Annotated in this window: 15 protein-coding genes; 8 read left to right on the top strand and 7 right to left on the bottom strand. The window is 62.0% G+C overall.

The window, feature by feature from the left end; all coding sequences use genetic code 11:
• Positions 1-9 precede the first annotated feature (9 nt).
• Positions 10-342 carry a hypothetical protein gene (locus M1E02_RS20885; protein WP_479376079.1) on the top strand — a complete coding sequence of 111 codons (333 nt, stop codon included), beginning with the start codon at positions 10-12 and terminating at the stop codon, positions 340-342.
• 44 nt (positions 343-386) lie between these two features.
• Here M1E02_RS20885 and M1E02_RS20880 read toward each other — a convergent pair whose 3' ends face one another.
• On the bottom strand, positions 387-2,075 hold the full coding sequence (locus M1E02_RS20880) for an alkaline phosphatase D family protein (RefSeq protein WP_479376078.1): 1,689 nt from the start codon (positions 2,073-2,075) through the stop codon (positions 387-389).
• Positions 2,076-2,213: 138 nt separating this feature from the next.
• Here M1E02_RS20880 and M1E02_RS20875 point away from each other — a divergent pair, with 138 nt between their 5' ends.
• The gene (locus tag M1E02_RS20875) at positions 2,214-3,338 is read left to right on the top strand and encodes a glycerate kinase (RefSeq protein WP_479376077.1); all 1,125 of its coding nucleotides are present in this window, start codon (positions 2,214-2,216) and stop codon (positions 3,336-3,338) included.
• Positions 3,339-3,382: 44 nt separating this feature from the next.
• Here M1E02_RS20875 and M1E02_RS20870 read toward each other — a convergent pair whose 3' ends face one another.
• The gene (locus tag M1E02_RS20870; protein ID WP_479376076.1) at positions 3,383-4,045 is read right to left on the bottom strand and encodes a DUF6766 family protein; all 663 of its coding nucleotides are present in this window, start codon (positions 4,043-4,045) and stop codon (positions 3,383-3,385) included.
• Between the two features lie 50 nt (positions 4,046-4,095).
• Positions 4,096-4,587 carry a DUF6328 family protein gene (locus M1E02_RS20865; RefSeq protein WP_479376075.1) on the bottom strand — a complete coding sequence of 164 codons (492 nt, stop codon included), beginning with the start codon at positions 4,585-4,587 and terminating at the stop codon, positions 4,096-4,098.
• Positions 4,588-4,787: 200 nt separating this feature from the next.
• On the opposite strand from M1E02_RS20865, the gene M1E02_RS20860 reads away from it, so the two are divergent.
• Positions 4,788-5,687 (top strand): SDR family oxidoreductase, encoded by a 900-nt coding sequence (locus tag M1E02_RS20860; RefSeq protein WP_479376074.1) that lies wholly within the window; start codon positions 4,788-4,790, stop codon positions 5,685-5,687.
• An 81-nt stretch (positions 5,688-5,768) separates the two neighbouring features.
• Positions 5,769-6,392 (top strand): hypothetical protein, encoded by a 624-nt coding sequence (locus M1E02_RS20855; RefSeq protein ID WP_479376073.1) that lies wholly within the window; start codon positions 5,769-5,771, stop codon positions 6,390-6,392.
• A 120-nt stretch (positions 6,393-6,512) separates the two neighbouring features.
• On the opposite strand, the gene M1E02_RS20850 is transcribed toward M1E02_RS20855, so the two are convergent.
• Both M1E02_RS20850 and M1E02_RS20845 read right to left on the bottom strand, forming a co-directional pair.
• Positions 6,513-6,797, bottom strand: a complete 285-nt coding sequence (locus M1E02_RS20850) for a DUF1540 domain-containing protein (RefSeq protein ID WP_479376072.1) — start codon at positions 6,795-6,797, stop codon at positions 6,513-6,515.
• A gap of 122 nt (positions 6,798-6,919) precedes the next feature.
• On the bottom strand, positions 6,920-8,281 hold the full coding sequence (locus M1E02_RS20845; protein WP_479376071.1) for a uracil-xanthine permease family protein: 1,362 nt from the start codon (positions 8,279-8,281) through the stop codon (positions 6,920-6,922).
• 289 nt (positions 8,282-8,570) lie between these two features.
• Between M1E02_RS20845 and M1E02_RS20840 the strand changes: the two genes are divergently transcribed.
• On the top strand, positions 8,571-9,074 hold the full coding sequence (locus M1E02_RS20840; RefSeq protein WP_479376070.1) for a 2'-5' RNA ligase family protein: 504 nt from the start codon (positions 8,571-8,573) through the stop codon (positions 9,072-9,074).
• Positions 9,075-9,201: 127 nt separating this feature from the next.
• Positions 9,202-10,224 (top strand): LacI family DNA-binding transcriptional regulator, encoded by a 1,023-nt coding sequence (locus tag M1E02_RS20835; RefSeq protein ID WP_479378236.1) that lies wholly within the window; start codon positions 9,202-9,204, stop codon positions 10,222-10,224.
• A gap of 174 nt (positions 10,225-10,398) precedes the next feature.
• On the opposite strand, the gene M1E02_RS20830 is transcribed toward M1E02_RS20835, so the two are convergent.
• Complete coding sequence (locus M1E02_RS20830) at positions 10,399-11,604, bottom strand: IS30 family transposase (protein ID WP_479378031.1); 1,206 nt, start codon at positions 11,602-11,604, stop codon at positions 10,399-10,401.
• A gap of 363 nt (positions 11,605-11,967) precedes the next feature.
• Between M1E02_RS20830 and M1E02_RS20825 the strand changes: the two genes are divergently transcribed.
• Entirely contained in the window at positions 11,968-12,252 is a 285-nt protein-coding gene (locus M1E02_RS20825; RefSeq protein ID WP_479376069.1) for a DUF6221 family protein, read from the top strand.
• Positions 12,253-12,380: 128 nt separating this feature from the next.
• Positions 12,381-12,803 carry an Hsp20/alpha crystallin family protein gene (locus M1E02_RS20820; protein ID WP_479376068.1) on the top strand — a complete coding sequence of 141 codons (423 nt, stop codon included), beginning with the start codon at positions 12,381-12,383 and terminating at the stop codon, positions 12,801-12,803.
• Positions 12,804-12,971: 168 nt separating this feature from the next.
• Here M1E02_RS20820 and M1E02_RS20815 read toward each other — a convergent pair whose 3' ends face one another.
• Entirely contained in the window at positions 12,972-15,188 is a 2,217-nt protein-coding gene (locus tag M1E02_RS20815) for a glycoside hydrolase family 36 protein (RefSeq protein WP_479376067.1), read from the bottom strand.
• Position 15,189 lies beyond the last annotated feature (1 nt).

The following is a 15,189-nucleotide window of genomic DNA, read 5'->3' as shown; positions in this document are numbered from 1 at the left end:
CACATGGGGATGGCTGTTACCAAAGCAAAAGGCTTGATTGAGACCGCGATCGGGATTCTGGCTCTCTTCGGGTCGGTTTTCGTCCTGCCCTTACCGCTGTACGAGGTTGCATCCGGAAGGGCCGGGGTCGGTTCAATGCTTCCGATGATCGTGGGCCTGGCCCTGCTGCTTGGCGGGCTGGTGCTGTTGTGCCGGGGGCTGTTGAAGCGCTCACGTGACCTTCGCACTCCCCGTACTTACGATTCGTGGGAACCCACACCCTCAGACCGGGATCGTCCTGAGAACCCCCATCAATTGCCGTCCGCCGCCACGCAACTCCAGGCTGGAGGCCCAGCGGGCTGACTCGATGTCCGGTGAGGAAGGCCGGTTGACGGCTCGAGCAGCCCTTACCGCTGTTCCCGGGCCGGCTCAACGCCAGCTGCACGTGGAGATAAAGTGAGCGATGCGACAGGTTCCAGCCGCGGGTGCAGGTGATCGTCTCCGTCCACGACGCCGGTCTGCCACCACAGCTTCAGCCCTTCTTCTGCCACCTCAAGACACGCCAGGTTGTTGACGAACCACGGACCTTTGACGCCGGACCAGCGGAATGGCGGATCAGGGACACTCGCCGAGCGCGCCACCAAGGCGCCTACAGGCGTAGCCAAACCGTAGGAAGTAAGGGCTGTGAACGACCTCAGTAGCCGTGGCAACGGGTTGCGGATAGGGGAGCAGACTGCCTGGATGATCCGGCTGCCGGAGGGGCGCTCCACTTCCGATACATAAGAGAAGTGAACGTCGCCGGAGAGGAAGGTGACGGTGTCCGGAGCCGGTCCGCGTTCGCCGTCGGCAACTTCACTCACCATGGCGGCCACCTCGTGGAAGCTTTTCTGGAAGGCCGCCCAGTGCTCAAGATCGACTGCCTGACGTACCTTTTCGGCAGCCGCGGCGGCCGGTTTCCCCCAGGCGCCCTCACAAACGGCTTCATTCCAGGACTCGACATGATGCAGTCCCATCGGCAGCAGGAACGGCAGCGACGTGGCCACCAGAACGTGCCGGAAACCACCGCGCATCAGGCCGTCAAGCCATGTCATTTCTGCCTGGTCCAGAAGTGCCCGGCTTTCCGGTGCCAGGTGCCGGGCGGCACGGGAGTCGAGCACAATCAGCCGGGTATCCCCAAAGTCCCGGCTGAAGCTCCACCGATAGGAAGTAGGGTCCTGATCGGCCCGGGCCGCAAAACTGTCCAGTTCGGCGCTCAGGTCGAGTTCGGTATCACCCCGGTGACGGGCCACTTTCTGCCAGATAGGATCCTCAGCCCGCCCCTGCGGCGACAGGTTGCCCAGATGCTGGTAGACCCAATATGCCGCGAGTCCTGCGACAATCCGCTCGGGCCACCAGGGCGCCGCGGCCATCTTCTTTCGCCAACTCAGCGACGCATTCCAATCGTCGCGAATATCGTGATCGTCGAAGATCATTGCGCTGGGCAGAGTGGACAACAGCCATCTGTTTGCGGGGTCTGACCATGCCAGGTAGTAGAGATGCGCGTACTCTTCGTAGTCCTTGAGCTCCTCGCCAGGGGGTTGCTTGATGTCCCGGCGGGCGCGGATAAACTGCTGCATTTGCTCGCTGGTGGAATCGGCGTACACCTGGTCTCCAAGGAATGCAATCAGGTCAGGCCAGGGCTGGTTGTTGTCCGCGGCCATGCTCAGTGCATACGCGCGCAGCGAGTCAACGCCATGGGTGCGGTTGCCGGATTCATCGTGTGGAACGCTGGTGCGGCAAGAGCCGAAGGCCATCCGCAGGGGCTGGCCGGGCTTCAGCGCTGCCATCTGTGAGGGCGGGAACGCGGATGATGGATCGGGCCAGACTTGTGCTCCGTCGATTTCGAGGGTGTAGGAAGACATCTGCCCTGACGCCAGCCCTTCCGCTTCCACCAGCGCGTAGTGGTGGCCGTGCACCGAGAAGGTACGCGCCGCCCAGACTCTGCTCTCGGAACGGACGGACACCTGTGCGGTATTCAGGGTCTCCACCCAGATACTCGCGGAGTTTCCATCGACGTACCGCATCATGGGGCCGAGCACCAACGGTGAGGTGATCATTACTCAGTTGTACCTGTTGAGACGGGGTCCGGCCAGATCTGGACGCTCCTGATTTCGTGGCTTCGGCGGTGCGTCATAGATCGTATGCAACCACCCAGCGGCAAGCGCTTTCCGGTTGGTAAGTGGCAGGATAGGTTCATGCGCATTCTTATCGCTCCGGACAAGTTCAAGGGATCGCTCACGGCTGCCGAAGCCGCCAGTGCCATCGCCGAAGGAGTCCTGCGCGTCTACCCTGACGCTGTTGCCACACAGTTTCCAATAGCCGACGGCGGTGAAGGAACCTTAGAAGCCGCGGTAGCGGCAGGCTACGAGGAAAGAATCAACGCCGTCGTCGGTCCCATTTTGGCTCCCATCGGCGCAGCGTGGGCGCTGAGGACTGATGCCGGCGGTGCAGTAACTGCAGTGATCGAAACAGCCCAGGCTTCAGGCCTGGCGCACGTTGAACCCACTCCGCAGAACGCGCTGCGGGCTCACAGTTACGGTTGCGGCCAGCTCATTGCCGCGGCCTTGGATGCCGGGGCAACCGAGATTGTGCTGGGTCTTGGCGGCTCAGCAATGACCGACGGCGGGAGTGGCGCGTTGCGGGCCCTCGGACTCAAGCCTCTTGATACGGCAGGAAATATCGTCCCGCTGGGTGGCGGAGCGCTTGTCGATGTGGCCGCAGTTGATGCCACCGAATTGGATCCCCGCTTGAGCCGGGTCAAATTCCGTATCGCCGTGGATGTCCGGAACCCCCTCTACGGCCCAGTGGGAGCCGCCCACGTGTTTGCGCCGCAGAAGGGTGCCGACGCCGACGCGGTAGAGCAGCTCGATGCGGGGCTCCGGAACTGGGCATCGGTACTCCGCGAAACCACCGGACGGGACGTCAACATTCCGGGAGCAGGCGCGGCAGGTGGGTTCCCGGCGTCGTTCCTGGCGTTCAGTGACGCGGCGCTGGAAGGGGGGTTTGCCCTGGTGGCAGGCCTGACCGGGCTGGCTAAACAACTGGCTGACGCGGACCTGGTGATCACTGGTGAGGGCTCCATGGACTCACAGTCTCTGACAGGGAAAGCCCCCATTGCACTGGCAGCCGCCGCCCAGGAACGGGGGATCCCCGTCATTGTGGTGGCCGGCCGGATCCTGGTCACCCTCGAGGAGCTGGCCGAGCATGGAGTTGTGGCGGCGGCGCAGCTGCTGGATGTCGCCCCAAGCCCCGAGGACGCCGTCGCGCAGGCCGCGAAATACCTGACGTGGGCCACGAGCCAGGTGCTGGAGGGCGCCTGACGAGCCGGGCCCGGCTCTGGTGGGCGCGCCTTTCGGACCCTCAATCAGGATCCCGTCTCGTAGTGCGGCTCAGCCGCCGGCTTTGATTCCGGCGATCCCTTCTCACGCAGATACACGGAAGCGCCCACCAGGACCGCGACGGCAAGAAACTCGCTCTGCCAGTTTTGGAAGGACTCAAACCAGAAACGGCTTGTAGCCAGGTAGCCCAGGAATGTCACCTCGGGCTGGCCGTGGGCGGCCTGTTCCTCGTTGTACTCCTCGACGCCTCCAACCGCGTGCAGGGTCATTGAGGCCAGGAAGAGGAGCAGGAAAAGTATGGACAGGGAGTGTTCATAGAGCTTGAGGATTATTCCGCCGCGCTTGACGGGCCAGGGAGTGTTGTCCTTGACCTTGGCATCGCGGGGATCCTCATTCTGGGGGGCGTCATCATCCACTGGCTTCGACTCCGAGGATCCTTTTTGGAAAAGGAAAACCGTGAGGATGACATACATGCCCATTTGGAGGAATTCGGACTCCCAGTTTTCAAAGGTCGCCTCGAGGAACTGCCCGGTGCCCAGGTACTCGATCACGGTGACCCCTGGCTCCCCATGGGCCATCTGGTCTTCGCTGTAGCTCTGGGCTCCGCTGATAATCATGCCGCCAAAGAAGACTAGAAACAGTGCGATGTTGGCCAGCAGCAGGCCGTGTTCCTTGACCCACTTACCCATGACTCCTCCTGGTTGTGTGTTTTATATCGTCGCGGTGACTCCGCCCGGAGCTACCTCTTTTCAGCTTGTTTGTGAAGATGAATCGGAACATAGACCAGCAGGACGATCAGCACGGCCAGCAGTGCCGCTCCTGCGGTGATGCCGGCATTACGGCCGGCTGCCACATCGAATACCAGTGATGACGTTCCCACGCTAAGGAGGGCAACGCCGCCGAGTGCCACCTTGGTGATCCTGTCTGCGCTGGACACGAGTGTGGCCTTGAGCCGCTTCCGGAAAAGACGGCGATGCACACTGACCGGCAGCAGGATAAGGGCGGTGGTAAGCGCGGCCAGGACAACGTTGGCGAGGTAGAGGGTCACCTGATAGTCATCGAGGGACTCGAACCGGGATTGGAAGGGGAGGGTGAGCAGGAACCCTGCGAGAATCTGGACTCCCGTCTGCAGGACCCGGAGCTCCTGGATCAGCTCCATCCAGTTCCGGTCCATCTGTTCTTCTACAGTTTCGTTCCGGCCGCTGCGTTGCTGGGCTTCGGGATCGGTCATGGCCTTCACCTCCGGCACTGTCGTCGGCCACCAAGCGGTTCTAACTCTCAACCTAGGCTTGAGGCCCGTCAATTTCAAGCAATAATAAGTTTGCTGACTAATTTCTGGTAAATGTGGACTTGTCCAGATTGCTGGGATAGTTTCGAAGGGCCGGGAGGGACCGGCCTCTAAAGAAAACCGACACGTTGGGTAGGTGGACTATGAGTGATGCAGGCAAGCAGCAAGAGCAGCCGCGGGATCCCAGGGGAGGCTACCACTCGGGGCCGTTCCCCCAGCAGGAGCAAGAGCAGCCAGGCCTTACGGGGCCCATGGATCCAAAGCCGGACCACGGCGAGTTTAGCTATGAAGGCAAGGACCTCCTGACCGGAAAGGCAGCCTTGATCACCGGGGGCGATTCCGGGATTGGCAAGGCAGTGGCCATTGCCTTCGCAAGGGAGGGCGCCGACGTCGCGATTTCCTACCTTCCGGAGGAAGAGGAAGACGCGCAGGACACAGCCGACTGGATCCGGAAAGCGGGGCGGAAGGCTCTGCTGCTGGCGGGTGACGGCAGGAGCGAGGAGTTCAGCTCCCGGATCGTGGAGGACACGCTGGCCGAGTTCGGCCGACTGGATGTTGTGGTCCTCAACGCTGCGTACCAGAAGAACAGGGACAGCTTCGAATCGCTGCCGACAGAAGAATTCGACAGGGTTTTCAAGACCAATATCTACTCGCTCCTATGGACGGCCAGGGCGGCGGTTCCGCACCTGAAACCAGGGGCATCGATCACTACCACCGCGTCCATCCAGGCCTTCAATCCATCACCCCAGCTGATCGACTATGCCATGACCAAGGGTGCGCAGGTGGCTTTCACCAAGGCCTTGGCCCAGGAGCTGGGACCCAAGGGTATCCGGGTGAACGCCGTTGCCCCCGGCCCCATTTGGACTCCCCTGATTCCGGCCACTGAGTGGCCGGACAAGCTGCCCTCTTTTGGTCAGGACACGCCGCTCCAGCGGGCAGGGCAGCCCGCCGAGCTGGCTGCTGCCTACGTTTTGCTGGCTTCCGAGCAAGGCTCCTACATTTCCGGAGCCGTGCTGCCGGTCACCGGCGGCAAAGGCCTCTGAATCCCCAAGCAGCCAGTCCAATGAACCAGGGACCCCGGTGGCAAACCGGCCAGTTCAGAACCGACTAACAAGGAGGAAGAAATGAACGAGGAGAGCCAGAACGATCGCGTCACGGAGGAAGCCGGCGGCTATGGCACGCCAACCGCTGAGCAGGAAATGCCCCCTGGTGACAACAAACAGTTTGCACAACCCCGCCAGGAAGAAGCCTTTGACGCGGCAGGGCTAAGCCAGGACAGCCCCGAGGGGGAGCAGTTTCCGGCGGAATCCCCGGATTTGAGCCAGTTTGGAACCGAGGACAAGGACAGTGCAGGAGAGCCCGGAGCAGGCCGCTTCGGAGGAACGGAGGACCAGATAATGGCAGAAAACGAAAGCACCGACCCCGGCTTCGAGCCTGTGCCCGGATCCTCGGCAGGACCGGGCGGATCGGGTAATCCCGTGTCTGCCCATCCCGATGAGATTCCGGAGCAGCAGCTCCCCGATCCCTCGGGGGATGACTCCGCCGACTATGACGATCCGGGCGCTGCCGTTCCCTCGGTTGAAGCAGAGATGGACGAAACCAACACCGACGACGCATCGGGGCGGCCCTTTTCCTCGGAGCCTGAGCCGGATGCGGCAGGGATCCCGGATGGGAGCGGAACCGACCTTCCGGATGAGCGGTCCCCGCAGGACCGCGAAGACGACAAGGAAACTTTCGACGCCGGTTAGCAGCGGAATCCTGCCAGCAGCAACCTTAGCCGGAGGCAGCGGATTTCTCAGGAAGTTCTAAACAAGAAAGTGCCGGCAGCCCAAGGGGCGGCCGGCACTTTCTGTGCAGAAATTGCTGGTTTAAGCGTGTGCGTACGTCAGGCAATCGGCGTTGTCCTTGCCCGGTCCTACATGAACCTCAGGCGCCTGGCACATCAGGTGCTCGTTATGGATGCATTCCGTCCGCTGGCAAGCTCCGACGTCGGCAAGTACCTTGGGCAGGCCGCCATGGACCCCGATATCAATGAAAGTGGCGCAGAGAGCGTGGTCTTCAGTTCCGCCAACCGTAATGGCTGCCGCATTACACTCTGAATGATCGTTGAAGGAGCAGTTAGTTACGCTGCAGTCGGCGACGTGCGATGTCATAGCAAGATCCTCCGTGGTTCTGCCCGCCCTGGACGGGCTGCTGGCTGATTCCCACGTTAGGCGTGTTCAGCCCAATCAAAAAGACCCAATCGTGTGACCTATTTCCGCGATTGGAACTTCTCCTAACGCCGCTTCTTCCCTGGGCGCCTTACCCCGGCGGCGGCAGCCTTGGCAGCTGGCGGCAGGACCGATTTCGCCGATGGTTCCGTCTCCGGCTCGGCCACGCTTCCGCGTGCTGCTGCGATCGCCTTCATGCCGTGGTAAATGATCAGGGCGGCCGCTGAACCAAGGGCGATCCCGGTGAACGTGAGCTCACCAAGAGTCCACGTGTAGTCCGCGATGCCGATGATAAGGGCGACGGCGGCCGTGGTCAGGTTGATGGGGTTGGAGAAGTTGACCTTGTTTTGCACCCAGATCTTGACGCCGAGGATGCCGATCATCCCGTACAGCATGGTGGCGGCACCACCCAGGACACCCGCCGGAACGGTGGCGATGAGTTCCCCGAATTTTGGCGAAAAGCTAAGCAGGATAGCGAAGCTGCCGGCCACCCAGTATGCAGCAGTGGAGTAGACCTTGGTGGCTGCCATGACGCCGATGTTCTCCGCGTAGGTAGTGGTACCCGAGCCGCCGCCGAAGCCTGCCATGACGGTGGCGGCGCCGTCAGCCATGAGCGCGCGTCCGGAGACGTCGTCGAGATTGCGGCCGGTCATGGCGGCCACAGACTTCACATGCCCGATGTTCTCGGCCACCAACACCAGGACCACCGGAACGAACAGCCCCACCACGCCCAGATGGAACTCAGGGGTTTGGAAAGTGGGCAGCCCGATCCAGGACGCGGCATCCACTTTGGCGAAATTTACTTCACTCCGGGTCATGGCCACCAGATATCCAACAACTACCCCGACGAGGATGCTTAGGCGCCCCAGGATCCCCTTGAACAGCACACTTACCAGGATGATCGTGGCGAGGGTGATCAGAGCAGTGACTGGAGCGGCGTCGAAATTGTTCTTCGCCGCGGGTGCCAGGTTAAGCCCGATCAAGGCCACAATGGCGCCTGTGACGATGGGCGGCATCAGGCGGTTGATCCACCCTGCACCGAACTTCTGCACCACCGCACCCACAATTGCCAGTCCGGCGCCGGCAAGCACCACGCCGCCCAGGGCGCCGCCCACACCGAACTGCTGTTGGGACGCGGCAATGGGGGCAATGAACGCAAAGCTGGAGCCGAGGTAGCTGGGAACGCGGCCCTTGGTGATCACCAGGAATAGCAGTGTTCCGATGCCCGAGAAGAGCAGCGTTGTGGCGGGCGGCATTCCCGTCAGGATGGGCACCAGGAACGTTGCACCGAACATTGCAACGACATGCTGCATGCCCACCCCGATGGTCAGGGGCCAGGTGAGCCGTTCTTCCGGAGCCACAACCTCGCCGGGACGTACCGACTTACCGTTTCCGTGCAGTTTCCACTTGGTGCCGAGCATGCTCATGGCCGGGAGCCTTTCAGAGGGTGTAGCCGCAAGGGCAGAGATGGTTCGGTGCAAACATTACCGCCCTGCGTGAACGGTTGGCACGTTTATCCCAGCGGAGCTCTCGGGGCTGCAAGGCCAACGCTTCCGGGGCTTAAGCCAGCAGTGCCTCCGGCACGATGGGGGACACGCCGGAGGCACTGGGGGACGCGATTTCTGCAGATGAATTGCATGGCATGTGTCCGTTCCGTTTTCCATTCTAATCCCATCTCTTGCCCCATTGCCCAATTTCCGCTGCCACACTTTCCTTATGCGGAACCTCATTCTTGTCGCCTTCCTTGAACCCGTGGCCCTTGGCGGGGAGTTCCCCAGCGGGCAGTGGCCGCTGCACATCACCCTTGTGAAATTCGACGTCGGTTCCAGTCCCGGTGAGGAAGCAGGCGGCAGGGATGAGGTGGCTGCGCGGGTTGCCGCCAGGGTCGACGGGGCCGTGAAAGAAGCACTTGGTGCACGCCTCACCATTGGGGATGAGGCGGGGTTCGGCCCCCGGCAGTTGGTGCCGGTGAACGTTGTTGAACCGCACCCCCGTCTTCAGGTGCTCCACGAAAACCTCGTGAGGGAGGTCCAAAGGCTTGGTGCTGGGGTGTCGTCTCCCGGCTACACGTTGGAAAATTACCGCCCTCATGTGAGTCACCAGGGTGAGAGTCGATTCCACCGTGGTGACGCCGTCGTACTTGACCGGGTTGCCCTCGTGGACATGGCGCCGGAAGGCGAGCGGAGGATCCGGCGTATTCTGCAGCTCTGGACTGACTGACTGCGCGCATTGACTGGCTGAGAAGTAACTGAACGCAGGTTGCCAGTAGATCCAGGAAAACGATTACCCAAAATAGGGCAATTTCAGCCCTGTAGGACCTATAAAGCGTTACTCTGATGGAGTGAGTATGGAAGCAAAGAACAGGGTCCCGGTCCTTAGCGATGTTGCAAAAGCTGCCGGCGTTTCAGTGCCGACTGTTTCCCGAGTGCTCACGAGCAGCAAGTACGTTGCCCCCGAACTCCGCGAACGCGTGATGAAAGCCGTAAACGACCTCGAATATCGGCCCAACAGCGCTGCCCGTGCCACAAGATCGGGAAAGCGATCCATGGTTGCGGTCCTCACCGGAGCCACGTCAAATTACGGTTATGCCAAGACCATCGAAGGTATAGAACTGGCGGCACGGAAAGCAGGGCTCTCCGTCATCATTGCGGTGGTTGAGTCGGACAGCGAACCGGCCGTCAACGCCGCCATCGACCTCGTCCTGTCGCAACCCGTGGCCGGAGTGATCATTCTCGAATTCGATCGTCCCGGCCTTGCTGCGGTGAAGGCCTTTCCGTCGTCAGTGCCCATGGTGGTGGCCGGAGGCGGAACCCGTCGCAGCGGCGTCAACCCGAGCGCACTCCTCGATGAGCGCAGCGCCGGACGGGATGCCACTGAGTACCTTCTCTCACTGGGCCACAAGACCGTCCACCACGTCGCCGTTCCCACCATGGGCAAGCACTCGGGCCGAACCCAGGGTTGGAAATCGGCGCTCACCGCTGCCGGAGCCCCTGTTCCTCCCGTGCTTCATGCCACCTGGGAGCCTGCCAGTGGCTACAAACTGGGTCTGGACCTCGCCGATCAGGATGATGTCACGGCTATCTTTTGCGGAAACGACGACGTCGCCATCGGCGTCATCAGCGCGCTCCTGGATCGGGGACGCCGTGTTCCGGAAGACGTTTCCGTCATGGGCTTCGACGATCAGCCCCATGTTGCCCTCTGGCGGCCCTCGCTCACTACGGTCCGGCAGGATTTCGGCGACCTCGGGGCCCGCGCCTTCCAGCTTCTGTCAGCCGCCGTTGAGGGCACTGACGGCTCCGGGTCCTCCATCGTCAAACCCGAGCTCGTCCTGCGGAACTCCACAGCTGCAGCCGGCTCACCCGCCGCATAGCCCCGGACGCTCCCTCACTTTTCGCGCTTTAATCCCGGACGCTCCCTCACGTTTCGCGCTCCTGCCGACAGGATGTGAGGGAGGGTTCGGGGAAAGGTTGCGAAACATGAGGGAGCGTTTAGAAAATGGCGGCGAAACGGCGGATTCTGGGGGTCGTTGCAACACAGATGGTAGCTATGTGGTCAAAAGTAGATCACGGAGGCGCTCGGCCGGGGTATCCCAGCCGAGCGTTTTGCGTGGTCTGCCGTTTAGTTCCTGGGCTACGTGTTCGAGGTCTTCGGGTCCGTAGACGGATAAGTCGGTGCCTTTGGGGAAGTACTGCCGCAGGAGCCCGTTGGTGTTCTCGTTCGATCCGCGCTGCCAGGGGCTCGCGGGGTCGCAGAAGTAGACCTGCATGTCTGTGGCGAGCGTGAAGGATTTGTGGTTGGCCATTTCTGCGCCCTGGTCCCAAGTCAGGGAACCGCGGAGATGGGCCGGCAGCGTGGTCATGGTGTTGATGAGGCCGTCGCGGACGGTTTCGGCGGTGTGGTCATTGGGCAAATGGACGAGCATCACGTACCGGGTCGTGCGCTCGACGAGGGTCCCGATAGCGGACTGGTTCAATGCCCCGGTGATCAGGTCCCCTTCCCAGTGGCCAGGCACGGCGCGGTCCTCAATTTCGGGTGGGCGTTCGGAAATCATCACCATCGGGTCCCTGAATCGTTGAGTGCGTTGTTCACCGGTGTTGTGGGGTTTGCGGCGGGTCCTGCCGGTGCGGAGGGCGGTCTGGATTTCGCGTTTGAGACCTCCGCGGGCCTGGAAGTAGAGGGCCTGGTAAATCGTCTCTGTACTCACGCGCATTTCCTGATCGTTGGGGAAGTCCTTGATCAAAGTGTTGCTGATCTGCTCCGGTGATTGGCGCACGAGCAGTTTGGTTTGAACGTATTCCCTCAGCCGGGGCACTGTTAGCAGCTTCCGATCCTTGGGCCGGGGACGGCGGGCGGCAGCGGCCCGTTGCGCCGCATACGGCTGATAGCCGAGGTTTGAGGTGGTGTTGCGGGAGAGTTCTCGGCTGATGGTCGAAGCCGACCTGCCCAATGCGGACGCAATCGCCCGCAGAGACGCCCCGGTTGCTGACATGTCCCGGATCGTTTCACGCTCTGACAAAGACAGATAACGCGGATCGATAGCCTTCTCCAACTCCGAGACGGGGATCTGGGGGCCGGGAACCGTCCCGGTCCCACCAGCGGCAGTCGTCGAAGTGGTCACACCCCGTTTGTAGTCCACAACTCGTCCGTCAGGGTAAAAGCGCCGGCTGCCGGAGTGTCGGATTCCCTTGTCCCAGTCCCTGGCCGTGCGGACGCTCACACCCACGTTCCCGGCGGCCTCTTGCCGGCCCAGGCCAGCCTTGCGCAACCGCAGGAACTCCTCACGCCTCGAAGAGTCCGGACGCTTTCCGGCCATGCCCGCAGCGCGGGTCCAGTGATAACAGGTCATCCGGTTCAGCCCAAGCTCGGCTGCGGCGACGGTCACATTCCTGACCCGGTCCAGAACGGCGAAGAACTCCTCTTTCTGCTCCTGCGTGTACTTCCCTCGGCCCGACGCTTCTTTCGACAAAGACGACACGGTCGTTGCAACTCCCAAAACTCTGGGTGTTGCAACGACCGCTAGAACTCAAGAACGTGAGGGAGCGTCCTGAGGGGCCGGGGGGTGCCAGCCTTCACGGATGTTTGATCTGAAGCCCACGTGGGCAAGGATGAATGTATGGCTGACATCATGGAGTTCCTCGAAGCACGCATTGCAGAAGAAGAGGCAGAAGCCCGGAGGGGACTCGAAAGCCGGGAGCAGATCCAGGGTGCTGTGGGCTGGTTCGACCCCGCGCGGGTCCTTGCGGAGTGCAACGCCAAGCGGAAGATCCTGGGCAATGTCCCGCTCGTCACCGATATTCCCACCCAGATCGGGGCGACCAGCGAGTACGTCCTCATGTGCGTGGCGTCCGTCTATATGAACCACCCGGATTATCAGGAGGGCTGGTCCATTGATCCCTAGGCATCCCTCAAAAACCCGTACTTCGACAGGAAGCGTCACCGCTTGCAAGAGCGATGGTGTAGTGCTATAAAAATCTGTATCAGCGGATATATATCCGGTCTAAGAAATGGATCAAAAGGAGGTATGAGATGTTGATGCTGAATGACCCGTTCCGGCAGTTGGACCGGCTCGCTCAGCAGGTGCTTGGCACCACCGCGCATCCCGCCGCCATGCCTATGGACGTCTGGCGGGAAGGCGATGAAATTGTGGTCGCGCTGGATCTTCCCGGCGTCGAAGTCGACTCGGTAGACGTGGACGTTGAACGCAATGTCCTGACGGTTCGTGCCGAGCGCAAGGACCCGGTTCCTGGAGGCACGGAGATGGTCGCTTCGGAGCGTCCGCGCGGTGTCTTCAGCCGGCAGCTGGTCCTGGGCGAGACCCTTAACACCGACCACGTCCACGCCAGCTATGACGCGGGCGTGCTGAAGGTGCGGATCCCGGTCGTTGAGGAGGCCAAGCCGCGGAAGATCGAGATCCAGTCCGGCGGCCAACAGCAGCAGATCAAGGCCTAACGGTCCTGGCCTAAGGGTCCCGCTTAACAGGCCGCGCTAGCCGGCGTCTGGCACAAGCCCGGTGTCTCCTGATCCCGCCCCCAAAACACACGTGGTCACTGGCTGACAAGAGCGGCCGGTGACCACGTGTTCGTTAAGGTGATCACGTGTTCGTTAAGAAACGTTTGCCTAGGCTGGCCGCAGCTCGATGACCCGCGCACCAGGGGCTTCGGGCATTGTCACCTTCAGCACCGCTGCCTGGCCGGCACTGCCAGGAAGGATTTCGACGGCGGAGGATCCCCAGCTGGGGTACGCCACGGAAACCAAGGGATTCGGGCCGAGCCAGGACGGCAGCGTGATCAGCTGTTCCTCCAACCCGCCACGCCGGTGAAGGGCTATGAGGTAGCGGTCGGTCTGGATGTCCTCATCGGCTGCGATACCCGGGAAGGTGGCGCCCTGGGCGATCCAGTGATCACGCCATCCGGGCAACCCCAAGGGGAATGACGGTTCCGAGGCGGCAATGCCTGTCCGTAACCTCTTGTACGCCTCGATCCCTTCACGGACCACGTCCAACTGGGCCTCATTCAGCGTGTCGATATGTCCCGCCAGATGGACGCGTGCCAAAAGAGCGCTGCTCATGGAGAACGCCAATTCCTCGGCGTTCATGCTCCCTTCCACTGACGCCCAGACGCCGGACTGCTCAGGCGCAATCGCCAGGGCTGCGGCGGCGGAGATAGGAGGAGTTTTGATGAAGTCCTGCTGGTCTGTGAGCGACTGGACGGGAAAAACTGCTCCCGATGCGCCGTCCGTCCTGGAACCACCGGCCGAACATCCTTCAATGGTGAGGCAGGGGTGCCGGTCCATCGCTGTGGACACCCAGTCAAGGAAAGCCCTGTTGTGCTCGAGCAGTCCTGCCCCGGCAGCGCCGGTGGAGTCCGTTCCCGAGCCGATGTCGATGTTGTAGTCGAGCTTCAGGTAGGCGAGGTCGAAGTCAGCCATGAGCCGGTCCACCACCTGGTCAAGATGGGCGCGCGCCGCCGGGTGACGGAGGTCAAGCTGGTAGCGGCCCCATTCCTTGATTCTTTTTCCCCGCCGCGTGAAAAATGCCTCGGCAGGAAGCAGATCGGCCATCCGGCTGCGGGCTCCCACTACTTCCGGTTCCAGCCATAGGCCGGGCTTCATGCCGGCGTCGCGGATCTTTTCGATCAGAGCGCCTAAGCCGCCGCCCGGGAACCGGTTCAAGGACGGCTCCCACTCGCCCACCGAGTCCCACCAGCCGCCGTTTTCGTCGTCGTACCAACCGGCATCGATGCAGAAAACCTCCACCCCCAGCTTTGAAGCGGCCGCGATCAACGGGAGCTCTTTTTCAGTAGTGGGATCCGACATCAGGCAGTTGAGGAAGTCGTTGTAAATCACCGGCAGTTGGACGCTGTCCGTATGCGGCCGGCGGATCCGGCGCCGGTAGGCGGTCAGTTCGGTGGCCACTGCGTCCAAACCCCCAACCGGGACCACGACGACGGCGGCCGGGACGGTTGTGAATCGCTCACCCGGGTTCAGGGTCACCGCCCATTGGTGTTCCTCGGCAGTAGGCCCGGAAACGGTGAGGTAGACGTCGTCGTAACGGTCTCCGAGTTCATAATGCCAGGCCCCGTTGTTCTCCACCTGCCAGCCGATCATGCGGCCGGTGTCCAGATCCTCGAGGATCCCCAGGGGCAGCTGTTCGCCCGTGGACCAGGCCCCTGTGGAGGTGGTGACAATCCGGTTCTTGGAACCCACCTGGTTGTATTGGACCATCCCCACGTTATAGAGCCCGCGTTCAGCCAGCGTTGAACGGCGCCAGCGGAACTCCCCGGACCACGGATTGGCTGCTTCCCACAGGCCGAAGCGCTCCTCCCAGTCGGCCCCATGCCCGAGGCCGGAGAGAGTCAGTGAGGAGACGTATTCAAGCTCGACTGCGGTGGCTCCGGCCCGTACTTCATTCCAGCAACGGAGGACGGCGGAGCCGTCGGAAAGCTCATAAAACGCCGAAACTTCGACGCCGGAGACGTCGTCGCGGGCGTCAATCTGAAGGCGATTGCCGCCGTCGTACTCGCTGCGAACAACTGCCGTGAGCCGCAAGCCCTGCGCGGCCCGGCCGTCCACATGCCGTTTACCGGCGGTGCCGTGACGGCCATCCCCGGCCAAGGAGAGTTCCACCAAAGGCAATGCTGAGCGGCGCAATCCGGCCAGATCGGGAACAGGCTCGCTGGCGTGATGAAGGGCGAGCAGGCGGGGTGCAGTGTCCTCCCCATGAAGAATGTGCAACTGGATGCAGCTGTTTCCCCACGTAAGGATCTCGCCGCCTTCCGGTACCTCGAGGGTGGGCGGTTTGTCCTCGACATCCGGAGGGAGGTGAGTAAGGGTCATG

The organism is Arthrobacter sp. Z5-13 (assembly GCF_056499105.1).
This window is presented reverse-complemented; position numbering and strand designations above follow the sequence as displayed.

What these genes read in the sequence shown, in the direction of transcription:
- M1E02_RS20885 (WP_479376079.1), top strand. Translation starts at nt 10, where the DNA reads ATGGCTGTTACCAAAGCAAAAGGCTTGATTGAGACCGCGATCGGGATT.
- M1E02_RS20855 (WP_479376073.1), top strand. Translation starts at nt 5,769, where the DNA reads ATGAACGAGGAGAGCCAGAACGATCGCGTCACGGAGGAAGCCGGCGGC.
- M1E02_RS20850 (WP_479376072.1), bottom strand. Translation starts at nt 6,797, where the DNA reads ATGACATCGCACGTCGCCGACTGCAGCGTAACTAACTGCTCCTTCAAC.
- M1E02_RS20820 (WP_479376068.1), top strand. Translation starts at nt 12,381, where the DNA reads ATGTTGATGCTGAATGACCCGTTCCGGCAGTTGGACCGGCTCGCTCAG.
- M1E02_RS20825 (WP_479376069.1), top strand. Translation starts at nt 11,968, where the DNA reads ATGGCTGACATCATGGAGTTCCTCGAAGCACGCATTGCAGAAGAAGAG.
- M1E02_RS20845 (WP_479376071.1), bottom strand. Translation starts at nt 8,281, where the DNA reads ATGAGCATGCTCGGCACCAAGTGGAAACTGCACGGAAACGGTAAGTCG.
- M1E02_RS20875 (WP_479376077.1), top strand. Translation starts at nt 2,214, where the DNA reads ATGCGCATTCTTATCGCTCCGGACAAGTTCAAGGGATCGCTCACGGCT.
- M1E02_RS20870 (WP_479376076.1), bottom strand. Translation starts at nt 4,045, where the DNA reads ATGGGTAAGTGGGTCAAGGAACACGGCCTGCTGCTGGCCAACATCGCA.
- M1E02_RS20835 (WP_479378236.1), top strand. Translation starts at nt 9,202, where the DNA reads ATGGAAGCAAAGAACAGGGTCCCGGTCCTTAGCGATGTTGCAAAAGCT.
- M1E02_RS20865 (WP_479376075.1), bottom strand. Translation starts at nt 4,587, where the DNA reads ATGACCGATCCCGAAGCCCAGCAACGCAGCGGCCGGAACGAAACTGTA.
- M1E02_RS20840 (WP_479376070.1), top strand. Translation starts at nt 8,571, where the DNA reads ATGCGGAACCTCATTCTTGTCGCCTTCCTTGAACCCGTGGCCCTTGGC.
- M1E02_RS20880 (WP_479376078.1), bottom strand. Translation starts at nt 2,075, where the DNA reads ATGATCACCTCACCGTTGGTGCTCGGCCCCATGATGCGGTACGTCGAT.
- M1E02_RS20860 (WP_479376074.1), top strand. Translation starts at nt 4,788, where the DNA reads ATGAGTGATGCAGGCAAGCAGCAAGAGCAGCCGCGGGATCCCAGGGGA.
- M1E02_RS20815 (WP_479376067.1), bottom strand. Translation starts at nt 15,188, where the DNA reads ATGACCCTTACTCACCTCCCTCCGGATGTCGAGGACAAACCGCCCACC.